This window comes from Chelatococcus composti (assembly GCF_014201415.1).
Lineage (GTDB): Bacteria > Pseudomonadota > Alphaproteobacteria > Rhizobiales > Beijerinckiaceae > Chelatococcus_A > Chelatococcus_A composti.
This window is the reverse complement of record NZ_JACHEH010000004.1, coordinates 18,116-37,871: the sequence shown is the minus strand read 5'-3', so window position 1 is coordinate 37,871 and position 19,756 is coordinate 18,116. Positions and strand designations below refer to the sequence as shown.

The window sequence follows — 19,756 nt, the reverse complement described above, 5'->3', positions numbered from 1 at the left end:
AGCACGATGATGATGAAGAGTGCGCTCGTCTGCGCCACCGCCCTTCTGATCGGCGCCTGCACCGCCGACGTGGCCGGCACCGCTTTCGTCAACGACAGCTCCGTCACTGTCCATGCGGGTACCAGCGAGCCTGTGCTTGGGCCGGACGGGCGCTGCACGGCGGACGTCAGCCTCAACCCGGCTGCGGGCGGGCCGGCCGACATCGCCCTCGGGATGACCGAATGCGCTCTTGTCGCGATCAAGGGCCAGCCGACTGACGTGCTCATCGGTGAGAGCGGCAAAGGCCAGCGCGAGGTGCAGGTGCTCTACCAGGAGCCCACCGGCAAGAAGCTCTACCTCTTCACCGACAACCGCCTGACGCGGATCGTGGAATAAGGGGCCCTGCGTCGCGTCGTAACGGGCCGGCGGATCAGCCGAGCTCCTCGGCGAGGCCGATGAGGAGCCCTTCCGGCCCCCGGATGTAGCAGAGGCGATAGGCGTCCTCGTAGCGGACGACCTCGCCGACGAGCTGCGCGCCGTAGCGGCCCAGCCTCGTGAGCGTCTCGTCGAGGTCGTCCACCGCGAACATGACGCGCAGATAGCCCAGGGCGTTGACCGGGGCGTTCCTGTGGTCCGCGACAACCGCTGGCGCGAGGAAGCGGGAGAGCTCAAGCCCGCCGTGGCCGTCCGGCGTGCGCATCATGGCGATCTCCACGCGCTGGTCGCCGAGGCCGGTGACCCTTCCCGCTCAGGCTCCCTCAATCATGGCCCGTCCTTCGAGGGTCAAGCCGAGTTCGCGAAAGAAGTCGATCGCCGCCGCAAGGTCCTCCACGACGATCCCGACATTGTCCATCCGCTTCAACGCCCTGGGCTGCCTCCCGCTCGTCTTGCGCCGGCCCTGGCCGGAGCTCCGGCCGGTGCCGTGCGGTGGGAAAGGGGCGCTTTCCCGGCCTTGATGCCGGCTTCCCGCAGGCGCTGCGGGCAGTGCCGAAACGTTGTCGCGGAGGGCTGTGTTCCCGCGGAACAACTGCGACGAGCCGCAGAGTGGCCGCATGAGCTGCGCGATCCCTGTGGATCGCGCAGCCCTGTGGAAAACTCTTTGAATCCGCTTCGGATGGCGTTAACTTATGACGGTGGGCGCCCGCTGAGGGTGGTCCATCTCAGACCCTTCCCACCCTCGGGAAGGGCCGCCGGGGCTATAAGACCGGAATGGGTGGGGAAGAAAGTCCCTTTCAGGGACCCCACCCCCATTCTCGTTTCATGAATAGCGACAGCTCACGTCGCGGTCGCGGCTTCCATCTCGGCCGAGGCCGAGAGCCATTCCTCCTCCGCCTTCGCCAAGGCTTCCGCCGCTTCGGCGCGCATGCGCGCCAGCTCGGCCGCCTTCTCCGGGTTCTTCCTGAAGGTGTCGGGCTCGGCCAGAGCGGCGTCGACCTTGGCGATGGCAGTCGAGAGCTTCTCCATCCGCGCCTCCAGCGCCTCGATGCGCTTGCGCAGGGGGCCGAGCGCGATGCGCTTCTGCGCCGACTCGCGCCGTCGCTCTGCCTTCTCTCCACCGGCGCCCTCGCTGCGTCCGCCGGTTCCGGGGGCGGATAGCACCATGCGGCGGTAGTCGTCGAGATCGCCGTCGTAAGGCCTGACCGTTCCGTTCGCGACAAGCCAGAGCCGGTCGGCGCAGGCTTCGACCAGGAAGCGGTCGTGGCTGATGAGCAGCACCGCCCCGTCGTAGTCGTTGATGGCCTCCATCAGCATCTGACGGCTGTCGATGTCGAGGTGGTTGGTCGGCTCGTCGAGGATGAGCAGATGCGGCCCCACGAACGCGGCGAGGCCCATGAGCAGCCGCGCCTTCTCCCCGCCGGAGAGGTTGGCGACCGGCGTGTCGGCCTTGGCGCCGGGAAAGCCCATGCGCGCGGCGCGGGCGCGCTGGTGCGCCTCCGGCGCGTCCGGCACCAGCCTTGCGACATGCTGCACCGGCGTTTCGTGCGGAATGAGTTCGTCGAGCTGGTGCTGGGCGAAATAGGCCGTCGTCAGCTTCGGCGAATGGCGCAGCTCGCCCTTCATGGGTTTCAGGCGGCCGGACAGCAGCTTGGCGAAGGTCGACTTGCCGTTGCCGTTGGGGCCGAGCAGGGCGATGCGGTCGTCCGGGAGGATGGTGAGGTTGAGCCGGTCCAGTACCAGGCGCCCATCGTAGCCGACGCCGACGCCCTCCATGGCGACGAGGGGCGCGGACAGGGGCCGCGCCGGGCCGGGCAGGTCGAAGGGCAGGGACTCCTCCTCGGCGACCGGGGCGATCGGCTCCATCTTCTCCAGCCGCTTCAGGCGCGACTGCGCCTGTCGCGCCTTCGATGCCTTTGCGCGGAAACGCTCGACGAAGGCCATGAGGCGCTTGCGCTCGGCCTCTTGCTTCATGCGCGTCCTGGCCTGCAGGGCCAGCTTCTCGCGCCGCTGCCTGTCGAAAGAGGTGTAGCCGCCGCGGTAGAGGGTCAGCTTGCCCTGGTCGAGATGAAGGATGTGGTCGACCGCCGTGTCGAGCAGCTCGCGGTCGTGGCTGATGACGAGCACCGTGTGCGGATAGCGCCCGAGGTAGTCGTAGAGCCAGAGTGTGCCCTCGATGTCGAGGTAGTTGGTGGGCTCGTCGAGCAGCAGCAGGTCCGGTTCGGAGAAGAGGACCGCGGCGAGCGCCACACGCATGCGCCAGCCGCCGGAAAAGTCCGAGCACGGGCGCTGCTGCGCCTCCGCGTCGAAGCCGAGGCCGTGCAGGATGGCGGCAGCACGCGCCGGCGCCGAATGGGCGCCGATGTCGACGAGGCGCGTCTCGATCTCGGCCCGCCGCATGGGATCGTCCGTCGTCTCGGCCTCGGCGAGGAGAGCCGTCCGTTCCCTGTCGGCGGCGAGCACGACATCGATGAGCCGCTCAGGCCCGCCGGGCGCCTCCTGCGCGACGGCGCCGATGCGCAGGTTTCGCGGAATGGAGATGGAGCCGCTCTCTGGCGCGATCTCTCCGAGCAGGATGCGGAACAGCGTGGTCTTGCCCGCGCCGTTGCGGCCGACGAGGCCAATGTGGGCATTCGCCGGCAGGGCGGCCGTCGCGCCGTCGAGAATGATGCGTTCGCCGAGCCGGTAGGTGAGATCGTTGATGTGCAGCATGGCGTCTTGTCGCGCGCCGTGCCGCGGCGGGCAAGTCCCGGTGCGTGGGGGGGCGCACAACCGGTTCCGCGCCGCCACATCGTCGCCACAATGCCGCCGCGAAGCTGCCCTGTGGATAAGTCACGCAGGGCCTGTTGAAGGTCTGTGTACAGCTTGTGATTCGCCATGTCGCGTCGCCGTTCCGATACCCAGCATTCCCTCGGCGCCCTCGTGCTCGCCGTCCTCGCTCTCGTCGCCGGCATCGCCGTGGTCGTCGAAAGCGCCTGGGCGCGGCGCCTGCCGCCGGCCCCCGCCGCAGAGCCCGTCGGCGAGGTGCTCCCGGCTCTGACTGTGGCCGATCTGGCTCGCCACGTGGCGGAGGGCGCGGCGCAGCTTTCGCGCTGCTGACCGCGAGGCTGCGAGCGGTGCGGTGACGTCTGGCCGGTGGCCTTCCGATCCGGACGGAGGCAGATTTTGCGAGTGGGTTAAAGAATTAGAATTTTGTATTTCTGAAAGCCGGCAGTTTCTGTTTTAATTATTGCAAATAGAGACCGTGATATTTTGCTTTATTTGGAGCGCGATCAGTGTTCCACTTTCGTCTGCTCGGCCGGCCGATTCCTGTGCCCGGCCATCTCCAGGGCGAACCGCCTCATAGGGGGGCAGACATGAAGAAGTATCTGGCTGAACTGCTCGGCACTGCTTGCCTCGTTCTGTTCGGTTGCGGGTCTGTCGTTCTCGGCGGCTATGGGGCGGAGTTCCCGCTCGGCATGCTGCCTGTCGCCTTCGCTTTCGGCCTCGCCGTCACCGCGATGGCCTATGGCATCGGTCCTGTCTCGGGCTGCCACATCAATCCGGCAGTCACCATCGCCGTCTGGTCGGCGGGGCGTATGCCGGCCTCCGACGTGCCGGGCTACATCATCGCCCAGTGCCTCGGCGGCGTCGTCGGGGCGGGGATCCTCCTGCTCATCGCCAGCGGCCGGGCAGGCGGCTATGACGTGGCGACGGGTGGGCTCGGCCAAAACGGGTGGGGGGAAGGGTATCTCGGCGCGTATGGCACGGCCGCCGCTGCCGTTGCCGAGTTCGTGGCCACCTTCCTCTTCACCGCCGTCATCCTCGGGGCGACGTCCAGGGCCGGCACGACACCCGCAGCCGGGCTCGCCATCGGCCTGACGCTGGTCGTCATCCACATCGTGTTCATCAACGTCACCGGCGTGTCGGTCAATCCGGCCCGGTCGCTCGGCCCGGCCGTGTTCGTCAGCGGACAGGCGCTGGCGCAGCTCTGGCTGTTTATCGTCGCGCCTATCCTGGGCGGGCTGTGCGCCGGGCTCGCCTTCCGCTCCGGCGCGCTCGAAGCGTGAGATTCGCCCCGGGCCGCGGTCTTGACCTCGCGGCCCGGGGAAAGAACGATGCGATGCGGCGTATCGTCCGGGGGCGGCTTGTCCGTTCGTTCTTCGGCCGCTGGGGGGAGGAGCCATGGCATCGCTGACGCGGGTTGCCTATTTCAAGGATGTCGACATCGATCTCGGCCCCTTCGAGACGCGCTGCAACTGGCGGCGCTTCGACGAGAACGAGGTGCTCGTGGACTTCGAGGATGCCTCGACGGACGTCTACTTCCTGGTTGCCGGCGACGTCCGCATCCTGGTGCGCACCCAGTCGGGCAAGGAGGTCATCCTCGGCGAGATGCGCGGCGGCCAGTTCTTCGGCGAGCTTGCCGCCATTGACGGCGTCAAGCGCTCGGCGAACGTGACAGCGCTGACGCGCGGCGAGGTGTGCATCATGCCCGCCGCCGTGTTCCGCGAGATCGTCTTCGCCTCCAGGGTGGTCTGCGACAAGGTCCTGCGGCTGCTGGCAGGTCGCGTGCGCGAACTCAACGCCCGCCTCATGGAGCATTCAGTGCTCGACCTCAGGCACCGGCTCTATTCGGAGCTGCTGCGCCTGTCACAGCCGCGCGCCGGCCATCCCGGCGAGCGGGTGGTGACGCCGCCGCCCTACCATCACGTGCTCGCGGCGCGTATCGGTTGCCGGCGCGAGCAGGTGACGCGCGAGTTCACCGCCCTCACCAACGAGAACCTCGTGGAGCGCACGCGCGGGGCGCTCATCCTCAAGAAGCCGGAAGTGCTCGAGGCCCGTGTCGCCGAGGCCTTGCGGGAGGACCTCTAGGACGCTCCCGTCAGAGCCTGTCGAGCAGGGAGAAGCCCAGCATTGCCGCAACCAGCAGCGGCCGGCGCAACAGCCGGCCGCCGGGCAGCCGTGGTACGGGAAGATCCGTCATCACCGACAGCCGCCGGTCATCGCCGAGGATGGCTTCCGCAATGGCGCGCCCGGTGAAGGGGGCGAGCATGACGCCCTGGCCGCTGTAGCCGGAGGCGACATAAAGCCCCGGTTCGAGCCGGCGCACGAAGGGCAGGCGAGGCGAGGTGATGCCGAGCACACCGCCCCAGCCGTGGGTGATGCGGACGTCGGCGAGCATGGGGAAGATTGGCAGCATGCGCCGCAGCACGCGCCGGGCGAAATTGCGCGGCAGCGCGGCGCCGTAGCTCTCGCCCCCGCCGAAGACAAGGCGTCCGTCCGCCGTGCGGCGGAAGTAGTTGACCACGAAGCGCGTGTCGGCGGCCGCGTAGGGCCCGGCAAGGACGGCATCGGCCAGCGGGCCGAGCGGCTCGGTGGCGACCATGAAGTTGACGATCGGCATGACGTGGTCGGCCACCGCCGGCACCAGCCGGCCGTTGTTGCCGTCGCCGGTGACGACGATGGTGGCCGCCTCGATGTCGCCCCGCGGCGTGGCGAGGCGCCATCCCGCGCCCGTGCGCGCTACTGCCGTCGCAGGGGTCTCTTCGGCGATGCGCGCGCCGGCAGCGAGTGCGGCCGCGGCGAGCCCCCGCGTGAGGGCGAGCGGGTCGAGATGCCCGCCCTCGGCATCGAAGACGGCGCCGTAATAGCCCTGGGCGCCCGTGTAGCGCGACAGCTCCTCCCGCTCGATCACCGTGAGGTGGCTTGCACCATAGTGGCGTGCGAGATGCTCGGCGTCGGCCGCCAGGTCGCGGAAGAGGGAGGGGCGGTGCGCCAGCGTAAGCAGGCCGCGCCGGGGCGCGCAGGCGATGGCCTCCTCGCCGATGAGCTGGAAGAGCCAGCGGTGCGCCTCCCACGCATAGTCCCAGAGCGCGCGGGCCCGCATCGGGCCCACCTTCTCCTCCAGCCAGCGCTGGTCGCGCCGCTGGCCGGGGTGGATCTGGCCGCCATTGATGCCGGATGCGCCTGCGCCGACGCGGCCTTTCTCGACGACGATGACCTTCAATCCTGCCCGCGCCAGCGTTAGCGCCGCGCCGAGCCCGGTGAATCCGGCCCCGACCACGGCGACGTCGGCCTGCGCCGAGCCGTCGAGCGCGGGCTGCGGTGGGAGGGGCGGAGCCGTTGTCTCGTAGAGGTTGCCGCCGGCGGGGAGGCTCGGCACAGGCGCTGGTCCTTCGCTCACTCGCCGGTCACACGTTCAGCAGCAGGAACTCGCGTTCCCACGGGCTGATGACCTCCATGAAGGTCTCGAACTCGGCCCGCTTCACGGCGGTGTAGGTGCGCACGAAGCTCTCGCCGAAGATGCTGGTCAGGGCCTCGCTCTCCTCGAGCGCGGTCGCCGCCTCGAGAATGCCGCGCGGCAGGTCGTAGTCGAGCGAATAGGCCGAGCCGAGCACCGGCTCGCTCGGCTTGAGCCCTTCCTCGAGGCCGAGCAGGCCGCAGGCGAGCGAGGCCGCGATGGCAAGGTAGGGGTTGGCGTCCGAGGATGGAATCCGGTTTTCGACGCGCCGGGCCGAGGGCTCCGACGGCGGGATGCGGAGCCCCGTGGTGCGGTTGTCGTAGCCCCAGGCGACGTTGATCGGCGCCACGGAGTAGCGTGTCAGCCGCCTGTAGGAATTGACGTAGGGCGCGAGCATGGACATCGCCGCCGGCAGATGCGCCTGCAGGCCGCCGATGAACGAGAAGAACTCGTCAGTCGGCTTGCCCTCCTTGTCGGAGAAGATGTTGCGGCCCGTCTCGATGTCCGTCACCGACATGTGGATGTGCATGGCCGAGCCCGGCTGGTGGGCGATGGGCTTGGCCATGAAGGTGGCATACATGTCGTGCTTCAGCGCCGCTTCGCGGATGGTGCGCTTGAAGAGGAACACCTGGTCGGCGAGGTCCAGCGGGTCGCCGTGGCGCAGGTTGATCTCCATCTGCCCGGCGCCTTCCTCGTGGATCAGGGTGTCGATCTCAAGCCCCTGCGCTTCCGAGTAATCGTAGATCAGCTCGAACAGGTCGTCGAACTCGTTGACGGCGGCGATGGAGTAGGCCTGCCGGCCGATCTCTGCCCGGCCCGAGCGGCCGATGGGCGGCTCCAGCGGATAGTCCGGGTCGAGATTCTTCTTGACGAGGTAGAATTCGATCTCGGGCGCGACAATCGGCTGCCAGCCGCGGCGGCGGTAGCGCTCGATGAGGCTTTTCAGCACTTGCCGCGGCGCGTGGTCGACGGGGCGGCCGTCGCGATAGAAGGCCTCGTGGATGATCTGGGCCGTCGGGTCATTCGCCCACGGCACGAGGGTGATGGTGGAGAAATCCGGGATCAGCACGAGGTCGCCGTCCGCCGGGGCATCCTGGTCAAGCACCTCGTGCGGATAGTCGCCCGCGATCGTCTGGTAGAAGATGGCTCCCGGCAGGCTCATGGAGGGGCTGCGGAAGAACTTCTCCGCGGGCATCACCTTGCCCCGTGCCACTCCCGCCTGATTCGGGACGACGCATTCGATCTCCTCAATGCCGCGCTTGGCGACGAAGGCGCGCGCCTCTTCGATGGAGGCGGCTCCACGGGGCGCGGGGGTCGCCTTGTGCTGGTGCGCTTTCTTCTTGGCCATGTCACCTACCTGCGTGTGGAAAGAGGTAACGGTGCCACACCTTGCGCTGTCAACCGTCGGCAGGGTGGGAAAGCCCTGCAGACTTGTTGTCGCGCGGCCCGGCTGCGAATAACGTGCCGGCCGCAACGGTCCGGTTTGGGAGGTTCGCCGGAATGTCCATGGCTGTCGACGGTCGCAGGCGAGGTTCGTTGGCAATCGGTGCCGTGCGGCGCGATTTTGCCCCCTGGGCTGACCCCGGAGCGATCCCCCTCATCCGTTTCGAGCAAGTAACGAAACGGTACGGAGAGGTCACGGCGGTCGACAACCTGTCGCTCGACATCTACGAGCGCGAGTTCTTCTGCCTGCTCGGCCCCTCGGGCTGCGGCAAGACCACGCTGATGCGCATGCTCGCCGGCTTCGAGGCGGCGAGCGAGGGGCGCATCGTGCTCGCCGGCCAAGACCTGTCCGGGGTGCCACCCTACAGGCGCCCCGTCAACATGATGTTCCAGTCCTACGCGCTCTTCCCGCACATGAGCGTGGAGCGCAATATCGCCTTCGGCCTGGAGCAGGACAGGCTTCCCAAGGCGGAGATCGCCGACCGCGTGGTCGAGATGCTGCGCCTCGTGCAGCTCGAGCCCTTCGCGCGCCGCCGCCCGTCGCAGCTCTCGGGCGGCCAGCGCCAGCGCGTGGCGCTCGCCCGCGCCCTCGCCAAGCGCCCCAAGGTGCTGCTGCTCGATGAGCCGCTTGGCGCGCTCGACAAGAAGCTGCGGGAGGAGACGCAGTTCGAGCTGATGGACCTGCAGGTGAAGCTCGGCATGACCTTCCTCGTCGTCACGCACGACCAGGAGGAGGCGATGACGATGGCCGACCGCATCGCTGTGATGGACCACGGCCGCATCGTCCAGGTGGCGACGCCGGGCGAGATCTACGAGCAGCCGGCGAGCCGCTACGTGGCGGAGTTCATCGGCGACGTGAACATCCTCGAAGGCAAGGTTATCGCGGCCGGGGAGGGGCGCTGCACGCTCGCGGTGGCCGATGCGCCCGAACCCGTCTCCGTCGCCGGTGTCGCCGAGCCGCTGTCGCCGGGGCGCGAGGTGGCGCTCGCCCTGCGGCCGGAGAAGCTCGTGCTGACCCAGGAGGAGCCGCCGCCTCACACGCCGAACGTCTTCGCCGGCACGATCTGGGACATCGGCTATCTCGGCGACTGGACGATCTATCTGGTGCGCCTCGCGAGCGGCAAGACGCTGCGCGTCTCGCGCGCCAATGTCACCCGTTTCGTCGAGCGGCCCCTGAGCTGGGACGACAAGGTCTTCGTTCATTTCGCGCCCGAGGCGGGCGTCGTTCTGACGCGGTGAAGACGATGAGCGATCAGGAAAGGATGGATGTGGCTCCGCGCCCGCCGGATCGGGGCGCGCTCGGCAGGGCACCGTCGGCCCTCGTGCCGGCGGTGCCCTTTCTTTGGCTGGCCTTCTTCTTTCTCGTTCCCTTTGCCATCGTCTTCAAGATCGCGCTGTCGGAGCCGGCGACGGCGCAGCCGCCCTACCGGCCAGTCTTTGACCTCTCGCAGGGCTTCGAGGGTCTGCGCGAGGCCTTCTCGCAGCTCAGCTTCTACAACTTCACGCTGCTGCTCGAAGACAGCCTCTATTTCTCGTCCTTCATCTCCTCGCTGCGCATCGCGGCCGTGTCGACGGTGCTGCTGCTCGCCATCGGCTTTCCCATCGCCTATGCCATGGCGAAGGCGCCGGAACGCTGGCGTCCGACGCTCCTCATGCTCGTCATCCTGCCGTTCTGGACGAGCTTCCTCATCCGCGTCTATGCCTGGATTGGCATCCTGAAGCCCGAAGGGCTGCTCAGCGCGTTGCTCATCAACCTCGGCCTGATCAGCGAGCCGCTGCAGATCATGAACACGGATACGGCCGTGTTCATCGGCATTGTCTATTCCTATCTGCCCTTCATGGTGCTGCCGCTCTACGCGACGTTGGAGAAGTTCGACTACACGCTGCTCGAGGCGGCGGAGGACCTCGGCTGCCCGCCGTGGCGGGCCTTCTGGCGCATCACGGTGCCGCTCGCCATGCCCGGCGTCCTCGCCGGCTGTCTCCTGTGCTTCATCCCTGTGGTGGGCGAGTTCGTCATTCCAGACCTGCTCGGCGGCTCGGAGACGCTGATGATCGGGCGGACACTGTGGAGCGAGTTCTTCTCCAACCGCGACTGGCCGCTCGCCTCGGCGGTCGCCGTCGTGCTGCTGGTGTTGCTCGTCGGCCCCATCGTCGCCTATCGCGACATCGAGGCCCGGCGCTGGGAGAAGGCGCAATGAACCGGCGTTTCGGCTTTTTCGACGCGACGGCCCTGACGCTGGGCTTTGCTTTTCTCTACCTGCCCATCCTCATCCTGGTCGTCTACTCGTTCAACGCCTCGCGGCTCGTCACGGTCTGGGGCGGCTTCTCGACGCAGTGGTATGCCTCCCTGCTGAAGAACGAGCAGCTCCTGGAAGCCGCCTGGGTGTCGCTGCGTGTCGCCTTCCTGTCGGCGGCGGCGGCGACTGTCCTCGGCACGCTCGCGGCGCTCGCGCTCGTGCGCTACGGGCGCTATCCGGGCCGCACGCTGTTCACGGGCATGGTCTATGCCCCGCTCGTGATGCCGGAGGTGATCACCGGCCTGTCGCTGCTGCTGCTCTTCGTCGCTGTCGACTTCGACCGGGGCTTCTGGACCGTCGTCCTCGCGCACACGACCTTCACCATGTGCTTTGTCACGGTGGTGGTGCAGGCGCGGCTCGTCGACTTCGACCGCAGCCTCGAGGAGGCGGCGATGGACCTCGGTTGCCCGCCGCTGAAGACTTTCTTCACGATCACGCTGCCGCTCATCGCGCCGTCGGTGCTGGCGGGTTTCCTGCTCGCCTTCACGCTGTCGCTCGATGACCTCGTGATCGCGAGCTTCACCTCGGGGCCGGGCGCGACCACGCTGCCGATGCGCATCTACAGCCAGGTGCGCCTCGGCGTGACGCCGGAGATCAACGCTGTCTGTACCATTCTGGTGGCGCTGGTGACGGTGGGCGTGATCTCCGCCTCTCTCGCCACCAAGCGGCAGGCAATGGCGGGCCGCTAGCGCCTACTGCAGCGTGCCGCCCGCCGACGAGAGATCTGCCGGTGGCACCTGCGGCGGCGACGCGGTGAGGAAAAAGGGCGCCGCCGCGCTGGAGCGCTGGATGAGCGCGTCGACATCAGGCCCGACGATCGGGTCGTCCCAGCTGCCGCGGATCTTGAGCGGGAAGCCGGACGGAACCGTCGAAGCCGATGCCTTCGGCGACGTAACGGTGGCGTCGAGCAGAAGACGCCGCTCGCCGACGAAGACGTGGCCGGTCATGAGACCGCGTGCGCCCGGCGTGGTCATCTCCACCGTGCCGATGTCGGCGATGCCTTCGCTGATCGTCAGCTGCCCCGTGATGCTCTCGAAGGGTGTGCGCCCGCCGCGCCAGTCAAGCGCCGCGGCGAGGGGGCGCGCCTCCACGCGCCGGGCGAGCTCCGGCAGGTTCACGCCGGCGATCGAACCCGCCGAAATTTCGAACTGGCACTGTCCGCGCAGGGCGTGCGCGAGCTCGGCGAAGGAGGCGCCCGCCGCCTCGAACTGAAACTGGGCAGTGCCATGGCCCGAGAAACGGGTGATGTTGGCCGTGTCGTTGAGCAGGCCGAGGAGGTTCACCTTGTCCGCCTGGCCGGTCAGGCGCACGTCATAGCCTGCCGGGGAGGGGGACATGATGAGCCGACCCTTGATTGTGCCGCCGTGCAGGCCGGCCCGCCCGAGGGCGATCTCGAGCCGGCCGTTCCTGATCTGCATGGAGCCCGCGATGTTCTCGACAGGCATCCGCTCGTAGTGGGCCTTGGTGATCGACAGACGCAGGTCGAGGTCCGCCTGCTCGAGCCAGCGCGTGGCAAGCGCATCACGGCTCCAGCCGCCGTCGGAGCCGCGCGTCGGCAGGAGCGGGCGCAGGAAGCGTGCGAGCTGCAACTCCTCAGCCGCTAGCGTGCCAGAGACAGCGAGGCGCGCCTGATCGAAACGTGCAGTGATCGCACCGTCGATGCGGTAGCGGTCGATCTCGATGCTCGCCTGCGGCAGCAGCAGCCCGCGCGATGACAGGGATACGGGGCCGGAGAGCGAGAAGGCTTCCACGAGATGGCCGAGGGGCACCACGCCGCCGAACTGGCTGTCGGCCCAGCGCAGGGACCGGGTCGAGACGCGCAGGTCGCCGTTGAGCTGCGGATCGTCCGAACTGGTGATTTCGCCCTTGAAGGCGAGGTCGCCGAGCGGGCTCTGCAGCTTGACGGCGAGGGGTGAGGCGCGGCCGTCCACAATCGCCGCCGGCGAGAAGGATTCGATCTGGAGATCCACCGGCTCGCCGCGCCACTGTACCCTGCCCGCCACCGCGAGCGGTCCGGTGAGCGAGGGCCAGTAGACGACGAGATTGGCCTGGCTGGCGAGGGCGGGGCCCGCGTCCTTCGCGCGCGTCAGGACGAGCCCGTCGATGATGACAAGACGCCCGACATGGCGGCCGTTGGCGGTGCCGTCCCGCCGGCTCGCGATCTCGCGCCCGGTGTGCGCGTTCAGCACGGCCCACAGATCGCGCAGCGTCCCGATGCGGCTGAGGTCGAGCCGCGGTTGCACAAGCGTGACCTCGACGAGCTCCATCCGCCCGAAAAGCAGGGGCAGCAGTCGCAGCTCGCCGCGGAGCTGGCGGGCCTGCGCCACCTCCTCGCCCTGCGGTGTCTGCAGGCTGACGTTCTCCAGCTTGACGCGCGGCACGGGCAGGAGCGCGAAGGTGGCCTTGCCGTCGGTCGCGAGGGAAAGGCCCGTGGTGCGCCGCAGCTCCTCGCCGATGGAAGTGGCAAGCGGCGTCGTGGCCAGCGTCCACGGCATCACTGCCATGGCGCAGACCAAAAGGACGGCGGCCGTAACCAGAAAGAGCTTGGACCTCGTCATTGCCACTCGCGTCCGCCGTTGGCCCCGGCTGAGGACCGACGGCGCAACCCAGTCATAAGGCAGTCTGATCCTTTACGCCGATTCAGCCGCCGCGCATAGGATTCTTGCCCTTCTATGCCGAGCGATATTGACGCTTTATGGACAATGCAAGGCGCGCTATCACCGCCGGCAACAATCCAGGGAGGACAGCAACGATGACCCATGCCGCCCCTTTATGGACCCCTTCGCCTGAACGTGTGGCGGAAACGGCCCTGCGGCGGTTCATGGACTTCCTCGGTGAGCGTGTCGGGAGGCGCTTTGCCGACTATGCTGACATCCATGCCTTCTCCATCGCGGAACGCGAGGCCTTCTGGTCCGCCCTGTGGGACTTTTGCGGTGTGATCGGGGAGAAGGGCGAGCGCGTCCTTGTCGATGATCGCATGCCGGGGGCCAGGTTCTTCCCTGACGCGCGCCTCAACTTCGCTGAGAACCTCCTGCGCTGCAACGGCGCGAGCGAGGCCATGGTCTTCAGGGGAGAGGACGGCTCTTCCCTGCGTTTGACCTGGGCGGACCTCCACGCACTCGTCTCTCGCCTCCAGCAGTGGCTCGCAGCCCAGGGCGTCGGCGTCGGAGACCGTGTTGCGGCCATGATGCCGAACCGGCCCGAGACCATCGCCGCCATGCTGGCCACCGCCTCGCTCGGCGCCACTTGGTCCTCCTGCTCGCCGGACTTTGGCGTGCAAGGCGTCATCGACCGCTTCGGCCAGATCGAGCCGAAGGTGTTCATCGCCATCGACGGCTATTTCTATGCGGGTAAGCGGCTCGACCTCACCGACAAGGTGCGTGAGGTGGTGGCACGTCTGCCGAGCCTCGCGGCGGTGCTGGTCGTGCCCTACATCGGTATCGCCGATGAAGTGGCGGAAAGCCTCGGCAAGGAGGCGACGACGCTGCCGGCCATCACGGCGCAGTATGCCGCCCGGCCGGTGACATACGAGCGCCTGCCCTTCAACCACCCGCTGTGCATCCTCTTCTCCTCGGGCACGACGGGTGTGCCGAAGTGTATCGTTCACGGCGCGGGCGGCACCCTGCTGCAGCACCTCAAGGAGCACCGCCTGCAGTGCGACCTGAGGGCGGGCGACCGCTTCTTCTACTTCACCACCTGTGGCTGGATGATGTGGAACTGGCTGGCCTCCGGCCTTGCCACCGAGGCGACGCTGATCCTCTTCGACGGTTCGCCCTTCCATCCCGAGCCATCGGTGCTGTTCGACCTCGCCCAGGCCGAGCGCATCACGCTCTTCGGCACCTCGGCGAAATATATCGACGCCTGCAGGAAGGCCGGGCTCGCGCCTGCCCGCACGCACGACCTCTCGAGCGTTCGCCTCATCACCTCCACCGGCTCGCCGCTGGCGCCGGAAAGCTTTGATTACGTCTACGAGGCCATCAAGCCGGACGTGCATCTGGCCTCGATTTCCGGCGGCACGGACATCGTCTCCTGCTTCGTCGGCGGCAGCCCGATCTCGCCGGTCTACAGGGGCGAGATCCAGGCGCCAGGCCTCGGCATGGCCGTCGAGGTGTGGGACGAGACGGGCAAGCCCATCCGCTCCGGCAAGGGCGAGCTCGTCTGTACCCGTGCCTTTCCCTGCATGCCGGTGATGTTCTGGAACGACCCCGGCGGCAAGAAGTATCACGCCGCCTACTTCGAGCGCTTCGAGGGCATCTGGTGCCACGGCGACTTCGCCGAGTGGACCGAGCACGGAGGCCTCATCATCCACGGCCGCTCGGATGCCACCCTCAACCCTGGTGGCGTGCGCATCGGCACGGCCGAGATCTACGCGCAGGTCGAGCGCATTCCCGAGGTTGTGGAGGCGCTTGCCATCGGCCAGGAGTGGGACAACGACGTGCGCGTCGTTCTTTTCGTTCGCCTGCGCGAGGGCGTGGTGCTCGACGATGCCCTGAAAGAGCGCATCCGGCGCGAGGTGCGCACCGGGGCGAGCCCTCGCCACGTGCCGGCGCGCATCGTCCAGGTGGCGGACATCCCGCGCACCAAGTCCGGCAAGATTACGGAGCTTGCGGTGCGCGACGTGGTGCATGGCCGTGAGGTGAAGAACAAGGAAGCGCTCGCCAACCCCGAGGCGCTCGATCTCTACAGGGATCTTCCTGAACTCAAGGAGTGACCGGAGGCTTCCTGAGCCGGAGGCGCCACAGATGATGCGGCGCCGGCCGGAGATCACGGCCTGAAGGAGGCGGGGCGGTCCACCCCGGAACTTGAGGCGCGCAGGGAGACGGCGTAGCGGCCGCGGCTCATGCGGGCGAGCAGGATGACGGGCACGAGGCCGAAGGCCACGATCAGCAGGGCGGCGACCGCGCCGTCCTCGTAGGTGCCGCGCGCGGCTTCCGCGTAGAGGTGCGTCGCCAGCGTCTCGAAGTTGAGCGGCCGCAACAGCAGCGTTGCCGGCAGCTCCTTCATGCAATCGACAAAGACGAGCAGGGCTGCGCTCAGCAGGGCCGGGCGCACCAGCGGCAGGTGTACGCCGAGCAGTGTGCCGAGCCGGCTCTGCCCCAGCGCCCGGGCCGCGTGGTCGAGGGAATGGGGAACCTTGGCGAGCCCCGCCTCGATGCCGCCATTGGCCACGGCGAGGAAGCGCACGACATAGGCATAGACGAGCGCGACGCCCGAGCCTGACAGGATGAGGCCTGTCGAGATGCCGAAGAGGCTGCGCATCACCCCGTCGACCGCATTGTCGAAGGCGGCGAGCGGCGTCAGCAGGCCGATGGCGAGCACCGTTCCGGGAATGGCGTAGCCGACGCTGGCAAGCCGCGCGAGGATGTCGGCCTGCCGCCGCTGCACGATGCGTGCCGAGTAGGCGACGACAAGACCGAGCGCGATGGTGACGGCCGTGGCGACGGCCGCCATCGTGACGGTGTTGACGGTCTCCTCGAGAAGGTCGGAGGAGAGTCCGGCGAAGGACACCCGCTTGTACGCCTCGTTGGCGAGGTGCAGCGCCGGCACGCAGAAGCCGAGCAGCACCGGCAGCAGGCCGAGGGCGAGCGCGGCAAGCCCCCGTGCACCCTCGAGCCGCTGCGGCACGAGCCGGCGCGCCTGCTGCGCCGCGGCCGCATAGCGCTGGCGGCGGCGCGCCCAGCGCTCGATGAGGATGAGCGAGATTACAAGCACCAGCATCACGAGCGCGATCTGCGCCGCGCCCGGCAGGCTGGAGCGGTTGATCCACGTTGCGTAGATCGACACTGTGAGCGTGCGCACGCCGAGAAATTCGGACGCGCCGATGTCGTTGAGGGCCTCCATCAGCGCAAGGCTCGTGCCGACAACGATAGCTGGGCGCGCGAGCGGCAGCGCCACATGGAAAAACACGCGCCGGCGCCCGTGGCCGAGCGTGCGCGCCACCTCGACGAGGCTGGCTGCCTGCATCAGAAACATCGCCCGCGTCGAGAGATAGACGTAGGGGTAGAGCACGAGACTGAGCAGGAGGATGCAGCCCCCCATGGACCTGACGTCGGGAAATGGCAGGTCGCGCGGGTTGGCGATCCCCAGCAGGGTCCTCAGCGTCGTCTGCACCGGGCCGATGGGGTGCAGCAGGTCAAGATAGGCGTAGGCAACAATGTAGGTCGGTATGGCGAGGGGCAGCAGCAGCGCCCAGTCGAGCACCGCACGCCCTCGAAAGTCGTAGGCCGTCACGAGCCAGGCTGAGCCCGTGCCGATGACGATGACGAGCGCGCCGACTCCAGCAAGCAGCATCGCCGTGTCGCGGATCGCCTGTGGCAGCACTGTATTGATGAGGTGCGGCCAGAGATCGCCGGAGCCTTGGGCGGCGAACCAGGCGAGGGCCGCAACCGGCGCCAGGACACCGAGGGCGATGAGGCCGGCGGCCAGGAGCCAGCCCGAGAGCGGGGAGGGGGCGCGGCGCAGGCAGGGTCCGGCGTGCTCCCTGCCGGCGGTGGCAATGGTCATCGCAGCACCGTTCGGTCGGGAAGAAGAGCGCCGGGGCCGGCCGCCGCCGGCACGCGGTGGAAACGGACAGTCCCGGGGCGCCCAGGGAGCGCACCGGGACGGGGAAACGTCCGGTCAGATCGTGTCATCAACGTCTCGGGCCGGGGGCGGCGAAGGGGTCCGCCTGCCACGCCCGCCTTCAGTTGTCGAAGCCGACCTTGTCGGCGAGCTGGCTTGCAGCCTTCCGGTGCTTGGCAATGTCCGTCAGCAGGGACGGGTCGACCTTGAGCTCGCCGAAGCTGGCGATGATCGGGTCGGCTTTCACGCCGGCCTTCACGGGATATTCGAAGTTCGCCTTGGCGTAGAGCTCCTGCCCCTCATCGGACACGAGGAACTCGAGGAGCTTGATGGCCTCTTCCTTGTGCGGCGCGTTCTTGGCGATGGCGGCGCCGGAGACGTTCACGTGCGTGCCGCCGTTGGCAAAGGTCGGCAGCACGACCTTGATCGCTTCGCCCCACTTCTGCTGGTCCGGGCCGCCGGCGCCGGAGCGCATCAGGCCGACATAGTAGGAATTGCCGATGCCGATGTCGCAGATGCCGCCGAGGATGTCGCGCGCAACCTCGCGGTCGCCGCCACCGGCCTTGCGGGCGAGATTGGCCTTCACGCCCTTCAGCCACTCTTCGGCCCGCTCGGGGCCGTCCTTGGCGATGATGGTGGCGATCAGCGCCGTGTTGTAGGGATGCTGGCCCGAGCGGATGCAGACCTTGCCCTTCCACTTGGGATCGGCCAGCTCCTCATAGGTAAAGGCGTCGATGTTGGTGCGGTCCTTGGAGGCATAGAGCACGCGGGCGCGCATCGTCAGGGCGAACCAATTACCGTCCTTGTCGCGCAGGTTGGCCGGAATCGCGTCCTCCAGCACCTTGGACTGGATAGGCTGCGTCACGTTGCGATCGACGAGGTCGATGAGGTTGCCGAAGTCAACCACCATCAGCACGTCGGCCGGGGAGTTCTGGCCCTCGGCGGCAACGCGCTCGCCGAGCCCGTCCTTGACGAAGACGGTGTTGACCTTGATGCCTGTCTTCTCGGTGAAGGCTTCGAGCAACGGCTTGATGAGCCCGGGCTCGCGCGTCGTATAGAGGTTGACCTCCTGCGCGAGAGCCGTGCCAGCACCCATTCCCGCGACGAGGAACGAAACGGCGCCCATGAGCGTGCGAGCATAGCGTTGCATGTGTAGCCTCCTCGGTCCGGGACAGAGCCCGCGCGGACCCGTCATTTGCCTTTGGTGCAAGCGTATGCCGCCCCGAAAGCGGCGCGTCAACAAAAAAGCCAATCAAATCAATAGTTTATAATCTCTCTAAAGAGCAGGGGCGAGGGGGGATGCACGTCAGCGGCGCTCTGCTGCGGCATCTGTTGCGCTTGCGTTTGCGGTTGCCGCGGCGCGATCATGACCGTGGGCCTTACGGCCGTGCGAGGACAGGCCGTGACGGCGCCCGCAAGGCTGGGGAGATGATCATGAGTGTGCCTGCCGGCTTCAAGCGCATCACGCTGCAGCTCGCCCGCTCGCGGGAGTTCCCGCAGGGCTCGGCCCGCCACGGCTACGAGATCATCGCGCCGCTTGACGCGGATAATCGCCTCGACGTGGAAACGTGGCGCAAGCACCGCGAGGCGTGCCGCGTGCGCCGCTTCTGGGCCGGCGAGCGGACAGAACTCGGCCACCTTGTGCACCGGGCTGGCGGCAGGGGCGGCTCGACCTGGGTGTTCGACTATGACGCGGCGGCGGAGGACGACGACGAGGCGGGCTTCCGCCTGGGCGATCATGTCTGGGTGCCGGGCGAGTATGTCTCGATCCGCGATGACGACGGCGAGATGCATACCTTTCGCGTCGTCACCGTCGAGGATGTCGGCTGAGAAAGGGGCCGGCACACCGCTTGCGGATCGATCCACAGCAACGGCGGCTCTTCCGCCGATCTCTGTGAGCGGGGTCGTCGACCGGCGATCTTGGCTGTTAAATCCACACGCCCGATTGCGACATCCCTTGACACCCCACCCCGTGGCCTCTATCAGAACGCACACCGAACGGGAGTTCGTACCCCCGCGGACGCCAAGGGTACAAAAACAGCGGCTAAGTCGTTGTTTCTCTTGGGGGATAGTTTAACGGTAGAACAGCGGACTCTGACTCCGTTAGTCGTGGTTCGAATCCACGTCCCCCAGCCATCTGAAATCCCACAACAATCCGCCCTGACACAAGACGGCCCGAGCGGGCGGTTTCGCACATCCTTTACAGCTTCGCTGCAGCCCGGTCGGTCCGATGGCTCGCGTTGCGACGGTCAGGACAGGCCGCCGCGCAGCCCGTGAACCGCCACGGCGATGAGGGCCGCCAGCAGCATCACCGCCAGGATGATGAGACAGCCGCTCGGCCGCATCTCGCGCACGTCGTCCGGCGGCTCCTGTTCCGGCCAGTTGGCCATCGTCCCCTCTCTCGGCGAGGAGGCACCGCAGCCCGGCGCATCCCAGCATGATTATGCATCCCGGCCAGATGGAGATGGCAAGGCCCTCCTCGCGCGTGGCGGGCGGCGACGTCGTGTTGGGGTGACCGCCGGACATGGCCGCCGAGCGCCGGCCGCTATTCGATCAGCGGGGCACATGTGTTAACTCCGCTCCGATAGTATGCGTCGGAGTGAGTATGGTCGACACGTCCACGGAAAAGGTGGAGCGCCTTGCGCGGCGTCTCTTGCAGGAAAGCGCTTCTGCCACGCGCCTCTCGTCGCGCGAGAGACTGGTGACGGCGGCCAGGATGCTCCGGGCGCTCGCTCGGGAGCGTGACCTGCTTGTTCAGGCGAAGGAAGTCCCGAGGCACACCGGGCGCATGCGACGGCTTATCGACAGGCTGATGTCCAGG

16 protein-coding genes, 1 tRNA gene and 1 pseudogene are annotated in these 19,756 nt (G+C 67.8%); 10 read left to right on the top strand and 8 right to left on the bottom strand.

The genetic code is table 11. The annotated features are described in order from the left end of the window. Window positions 1–6: 6 nt before the first annotated feature. Window positions 7–375 (top strand): hypothetical protein, encoded by a 369-nt coding sequence (locus tag HNQ73_RS08910; RefSeq protein WP_183334414.1) that lies wholly within the window; start codon window positions 7–9, stop codon window positions 373–375. 34 nt (window positions 376–409) lie between these two features. Here HNQ73_RS08910 and HNQ73_RS08905 read toward each other — a convergent pair. Together HNQ73_RS08905 and HNQ73_RS08900 are read right to left on the bottom strand one after the other, a co-directional pair. After that, a pseudogene (locus tag HNQ73_RS08905) lies at window positions 410–832 on the bottom strand (VOC family protein). Between the two features lie 422 nt (window positions 833–1,254). Further along, window positions 1,255–3,126: an ABC-F family ATP-binding cassette domain-containing protein gene (locus tag HNQ73_RS08900; RefSeq protein ID WP_183334412.1), complete on the bottom strand. Its 1,872-nt coding sequence runs from the start codon at window positions 3,124–3,126 to the stop codon at window positions 1,255–1,257. A gap of 165 nt (window positions 3,127–3,291) precedes the next feature. On the opposite strand from HNQ73_RS08900, the gene HNQ73_RS08895 reads away from it, so the two are divergent. The 3 genes from HNQ73_RS08895 (at window position 3,292) to HNQ73_RS08885 (ending at window position 5,265) form a co-directional block, all read left to right on the top strand. Next, the gene (locus tag HNQ73_RS08895; RefSeq protein ID WP_183334410.1) at window positions 3,292–3,513 is read left to right on the top strand and encodes a hypothetical protein; all 222 of its coding nucleotides are present in this window, start codon (window positions 3,292–3,294) and stop codon (window positions 3,511–3,513) included. 257 nt (window positions 3,514–3,770) lie between these two features. Next, entirely contained in the window at window positions 3,771–4,463 is a 693-nt protein-coding gene (locus tag HNQ73_RS08890; RefSeq protein ID WP_183334408.1) for an aquaporin, read from the top strand. A 115-nt stretch (window positions 4,464–4,578) separates the two neighbouring features. After that, the gene (locus HNQ73_RS08885; protein ID WP_183334406.1) at window positions 4,579–5,265 is read left to right on the top strand and encodes a Crp/Fnr family transcriptional regulator; all 687 of its coding nucleotides are present in this window, start codon (window positions 4,579–4,581) and stop codon (window positions 5,263–5,265) included. A 10-nt stretch (window positions 5,266–5,275) separates the two neighbouring features. On the opposite strand, the gene HNQ73_RS08880 is transcribed toward HNQ73_RS08885, so the two are convergent. Beyond that, window positions 5,276–6,556 carry an NAD(P)/FAD-dependent oxidoreductase gene (locus HNQ73_RS08880; RefSeq protein WP_183334404.1) on the bottom strand — a complete coding sequence of 427 codons (1,281 nt, stop codon included), beginning with the start codon at window positions 6,554–6,556 and terminating at the stop codon, window positions 5,276–5,278. Window positions 6,557–6,584: 28 nt separating this feature from the next. After that, a complete protein-coding gene (locus tag HNQ73_RS08875; RefSeq protein ID WP_183334402.1) occupies window positions 6,585–7,982 on the bottom strand; it encodes a glutamine synthetase family protein in 1,398 nt (465 codons plus the stop codon). 158 nt (window positions 7,983–8,140) lie between these two features. Between HNQ73_RS08875 and HNQ73_RS08870 the strand changes: the two genes are divergently transcribed. Genes HNQ73_RS08870 through HNQ73_RS08860 form a run of 3 tightly spaced genes read left to right on the top strand, consistent with a single transcriptional unit; the run spans window position 8,141 to window position 11,063 of the window. Next, window positions 8,141–9,316, top strand: a complete 1,176-nt coding sequence (locus tag HNQ73_RS08870; protein WP_183334937.1) for an ABC transporter ATP-binding protein — start codon at window positions 8,141–8,143, stop codon at window positions 9,314–9,316. Window positions 9,317–9,339: 23 nt separating this feature from the next. After that, window positions 9,340–10,275, top strand: coding sequence for an ABC transporter permease (locus HNQ73_RS08865; protein WP_183334936.1), 936 nt, complete (start codon window positions 9,340–9,342; stop codon window positions 10,273–10,275). Further along, complete coding sequence (locus HNQ73_RS08860) at window positions 10,272–11,063, top strand: ABC transporter permease (RefSeq protein WP_183334400.1); 792 nt, start codon at window positions 10,272–10,274, stop codon at window positions 11,061–11,063. Before HNQ73_RS08865 ends, HNQ73_RS08860 begins: the two co-directional genes overlap by 4 nt. 3 nt (window positions 11,064–11,066) lie before the next feature. Here the strand turns inward: HNQ73_RS08860 and HNQ73_RS08855 are convergent, their stop codons facing one another. Further along, window positions 11,067–12,932, bottom strand: coding sequence for an AsmA family protein (locus HNQ73_RS08855; RefSeq protein WP_183334398.1), 1,866 nt, complete (start codon window positions 12,930–12,932; stop codon window positions 11,067–11,069). Window positions 12,933–13,126: 194 nt separating this feature from the next. On the opposite strand from HNQ73_RS08855, the gene HNQ73_RS08850 reads away from it, so the two are divergent. Next, window positions 13,127–15,085: an acetoacetate--CoA ligase gene (locus HNQ73_RS08850; RefSeq protein ID WP_183334396.1), complete on the top strand. Its 1,959-nt coding sequence runs from the start codon at window positions 13,127–13,129 to the stop codon at window positions 15,083–15,085. 53 nt (window positions 15,086–15,138) lie between these two features. On the opposite strand, the gene HNQ73_RS08845 is transcribed toward HNQ73_RS08850, so the two are convergent. Further along, entirely contained in the window at window positions 15,139–16,878 is a 1,740-nt protein-coding gene (locus HNQ73_RS08845) for an ABC transporter permease (protein ID WP_183334394.1), read from the bottom strand. 178 nt (window positions 16,879–17,056) lie between these two features. Further along, window positions 17,057–18,061 carry a Fe(3+) ABC transporter substrate-binding protein gene (locus HNQ73_RS08840; protein WP_373284902.1) on the bottom strand — a complete coding sequence of 335 codons (1,005 nt, stop codon included), beginning with the start codon at window positions 18,059–18,061 and terminating at the stop codon, window positions 17,057–17,059. 308 nt (window positions 18,062–18,369) lie between these two features. Between HNQ73_RS08840 and HNQ73_RS08835 the strand changes: the two genes are divergently transcribed. Both HNQ73_RS08835 and HNQ73_RS08830 read left to right on the top strand, forming a co-directional pair. Further along, entirely contained in the window at window positions 18,370–18,765 is a 396-nt protein-coding gene (locus tag HNQ73_RS08835) for a hypothetical protein (protein WP_183334390.1), read from the top strand. 232 nt (window positions 18,766–18,997) lie between these two features. After that, window positions 18,998–19,071: transfer RNA gene (locus HNQ73_RS08830), tRNA-Gln, on the top strand. A 113-nt stretch (window positions 19,072–19,184) separates the two neighbouring features. On the opposite strand, the gene HNQ73_RS08825 is transcribed toward HNQ73_RS08830, so the two are convergent. Then, window positions 19,185–19,325, bottom strand: coding sequence for a hypothetical protein (locus tag HNQ73_RS08825; RefSeq protein WP_183334388.1), 141 nt, complete (start codon window positions 19,323–19,325; stop codon window positions 19,185–19,187). Window positions 19,326–19,756 lie beyond the last annotated feature (431 nt).

Coding starts and splice junctions, on each gene's coding strand:
- HNQ73_RS08900 (WP_183334412.1), bottom strand. CDS start 3,126: ATGCTGCACATCAACGATCTCACCTACCGGCTCGGCGAACGCATCATT.
- HNQ73_RS08865 (WP_183334936.1), top strand. CDS start 9,340: ATGGATGTGGCTCCGCGCCCGCCGGATCGGGGCGCGCTCGGCAGGGCA.
- HNQ73_RS08885 (WP_183334406.1), top strand. CDS start 4,579: ATGGCATCGCTGACGCGGGTTGCCTATTTCAAGGATGTCGACATCGAT.
- HNQ73_RS08855 (WP_183334398.1), bottom strand. CDS start 12,932: ATGACGAGGTCCAAGCTCTTTCTGGTTACGGCCGCCGTCCTTTTGGTC.
- HNQ73_RS08875 (WP_183334402.1), bottom strand. CDS start 7,982: ATGGCCAAGAAGAAAGCGCACCAGCACAAGGCGACCCCCGCGCCCCGT.
- HNQ73_RS08850 (WP_183334396.1), top strand. CDS start 13,127: ATGACCCATGCCGCCCCTTTATGGACCCCTTCGCCTGAACGTGTGGCG.
- HNQ73_RS08910 (WP_183334414.1), top strand. CDS start 7: ATGATGATGAAGAGTGCGCTCGTCTGCGCCACCGCCCTTCTGATCGGC.
- HNQ73_RS08825 (WP_183334388.1), bottom strand. CDS start 19,325: ATGGCCAACTGGCCGGAACAGGAGCCGCCGGACGACGTGCGCGAGATG.
- HNQ73_RS08840 (WP_373284902.1), bottom strand. CDS start 18,061: ATGGGCGCCGTTTCGTTCCTCGTCGCGGGAATGGGTGCTGGCACGGCT.
- HNQ73_RS08835 (WP_183334390.1), top strand. CDS start 18,370: ATGAGTGTGCCTGCCGGCTTCAAGCGCATCACGCTGCAGCTCGCCCGC.
- HNQ73_RS08845 (WP_183334394.1), bottom strand. CDS start 16,878: ATGACCATTGCCACCGCCGGCAGGGAGCACGCCGGACCCTGCCTGCGC.
- HNQ73_RS08870 (WP_183334937.1), top strand. CDS start 8,141: ATGGCTGTCGACGGTCGCAGGCGAGGTTCGTTGGCAATCGGTGCCGTG.
- HNQ73_RS08890 (WP_183334408.1), top strand. CDS start 3,771: ATGAAGAAGTATCTGGCTGAACTGCTCGGCACTGCTTGCCTCGTTCTG.
- HNQ73_RS08860 (WP_183334400.1), top strand. CDS start 10,272: ATGAACCGGCGTTTCGGCTTTTTCGACGCGACGGCCCTGACGCTGGGC.
- HNQ73_RS08895 (WP_183334410.1), top strand. CDS start 3,292: ATGTCGCGTCGCCGTTCCGATACCCAGCATTCCCTCGGCGCCCTCGTG.